Source organism: Pseudoalteromonas sp. SG45-2, assembly GCF_014164115.1.
GTDB classification, from domain to species: Bacteria; Pseudomonadota; Gammaproteobacteria; order Enterobacterales; family Alteromonadaceae; genus Pseudoalteromonas; species Pseudoalteromonas distincta.
The window spans coordinates 1-2014 of the sequence record NZ_JACJEO010000054.1; the positions used below are offsets into that span (position 1 = coordinate 1).

At 38.6% G+C, this 2014-nt stretch carries 2 protein-coding genes; both read right to left on the minus strand.

The window, feature by feature from the left end:
• Positions 1 to 62 precede the first annotated feature (62 nt).
• Positions 63 to 1142 (minus strand): protein rep, encoded by a 1080-nt coding sequence (locus H5116_RS20020; RefSeq protein ID WP_182716921.1) that lies wholly within the window; start codon positions 1140 to 1142, stop codon positions 63 to 65.
• Between the two features lie 613 nt (positions 1143 to 1755).
• On the minus strand, positions 1756 to 1956 hold the full coding sequence (locus tag H5116_RS20025; protein ID WP_182716922.1) for a hypothetical protein: 201 nt from the start codon (positions 1954 to 1956) through the stop codon (positions 1756 to 1758).
• Positions 1957 to 2014 lie beyond the last annotated feature (58 nt).

Genomic DNA, 2014 nt, shown 5'->3' on the forward strand with positions numbered 1-2014 from the left:
TCAATTGCATGTATTCATGTATTCATGTATTCGTGTATTCATGTATTCGTGTATTCATGTAATCATGAGATATATTGTTTTAAACCTATATTCCACTTGTACATTTGAAGAACAACGGCGTCCACTTGGTCGGACTCACCTGTAACATTAATCAAATCAACAGAATCCAAATCAGCGTCTGCTAGCTTTAATTTTTGATAATGCTCTTTCATACGACCTCCGAAAGCTATTAACCGCTTTTGTTTAAGTATGTCGGCAAGTTCAGAAACTATCTTTTCATCTGCGACATAATAATCAGGAGATACCTTTTTAATGTAATCTGATGGCTTCGTGGCGTATTTGCCAACCTCTGCGGCTGCGGCCTCTATGGTTGAGCCTGAGCGCTTAGGATTAGGCTTTACACGCCTTACATCAACTTGCGTAATGTAATCGTTCTTCATGGCCACTTGCCAAAGCTCAAGCCAGCGAGATTGATTTATGTAATTTTTACCCTTGAAGTATTCAGCAGGAACGGCCAGCAATATATGAAAATGTGGGTGGTAGGTGTTTGTTCTTTTGTTATGGGTAATCTCCAAAGCCTTAAACCAACCCCAAACAGCTTTTTTAAAATCAACCTTCCTGGATAAACTGGCCCAGGCCTTATTCATTTTTTTAATTTCTTCGGGCAAGTCTAAAGCTGAAACATTAGGGACTGTAAGGGTTAAAAGTAAGTATCTTGTACTTTTGTATTGGGATTGAAGTGATAAACAGACATCTTTAACTTGATGAAATACAACCAATGAACGTCTCTTCTGACAAGAAGGACACATTCTATCCTTGCAAAAATAAGCTTTAATAAGTCTTTTGTCTCCGGTGCTAGTTACAGCAAAAGCTAAAAGTGAACCGCAATCAAGGATTTTATGAGATCGGTCAGCGTGTGTATTGCTCATAGCATGTGATACGGCAGTGCTTTTGAGTTTAAAAGTACGCCAGTCGGTGGAATCTTGCAAAATCTCGCCCGAATTATAGATAACAGGCAGGTCTTCATATATAATTTTCATTGTCTTCTCTCGTGACTTTAGAAAGTTGAGAAGATGAGGTCTTTCAGTTGCGCCTTGGTCGGTAGCTTCTGGAGGATCATTGAAGGGGATGTGTTCAAGCACTCCCCTTTGTCCTTTCCTAGAGCCTAATGTTTATAGTGGCGTCTTAAAAATAAAAGTAAAAAAACCTCAAATTCCTTTTTACCTACCCTGTCGAGTAGGGACTTAAATTTAACGTAAAAACCCTTTAACAGCAAGGCTTTGAAGCATGTTTTAAGTGCATATTGTAAATGTGCGTTGTTTCTATAGTATCAAGTAAAGGATTTTGCTCCGCAAAAGCGAACCCCGAACACCAAAAAGCATCCCCAAAAAAAGACGAATAACACCTGTTTTTGTTCAAAGACCCCTCCCACAAGTGGGCCCCTCCCCAAACAAAAAACAGTGTAAATTCCGCATAACGGACAAAAGGCACGATGAGGTAATGTATTTATTTAAAGTTGGCTCTAAACCTATTTGATAACCATCTACGCTCAGACTTCGCTTGGCTGGTTATCAAATAGGTTACGATAATCGGGGTTTTCGTAACTAAAAAATGTTTATCAGGGGCGCAAGCGCGAGGTTGGTTTCTCCAATCGGAGATGGTTTACTGTTTCGGCCAGTTGGCTATAGGCCTTTATATCAATTCTGAGTGTGGCCTTACGTAAGACAAGTCTTACAAAAAAATAACCTCCCCAAACTAATGGGGGGTTAGGGGTGCTTTAAGGGAAAGCTTTAAAATCAGATTTTTGCATTTTTCAATTTCTAATTTACATGAATCTAATAAATCAGAATCAAAGTCCTCAGATTCTAATACATTATTTAGAGCGGTTATTTTAGTATCCATACAATCGAGAATTGCAGAAACTTCGTAACCGGTAAGTGTTGTTGTAATTTTCATAATGACCTCAATTGCATGTATTCATGTATTCATGTATTCGTGTATTCATGTATTCGTG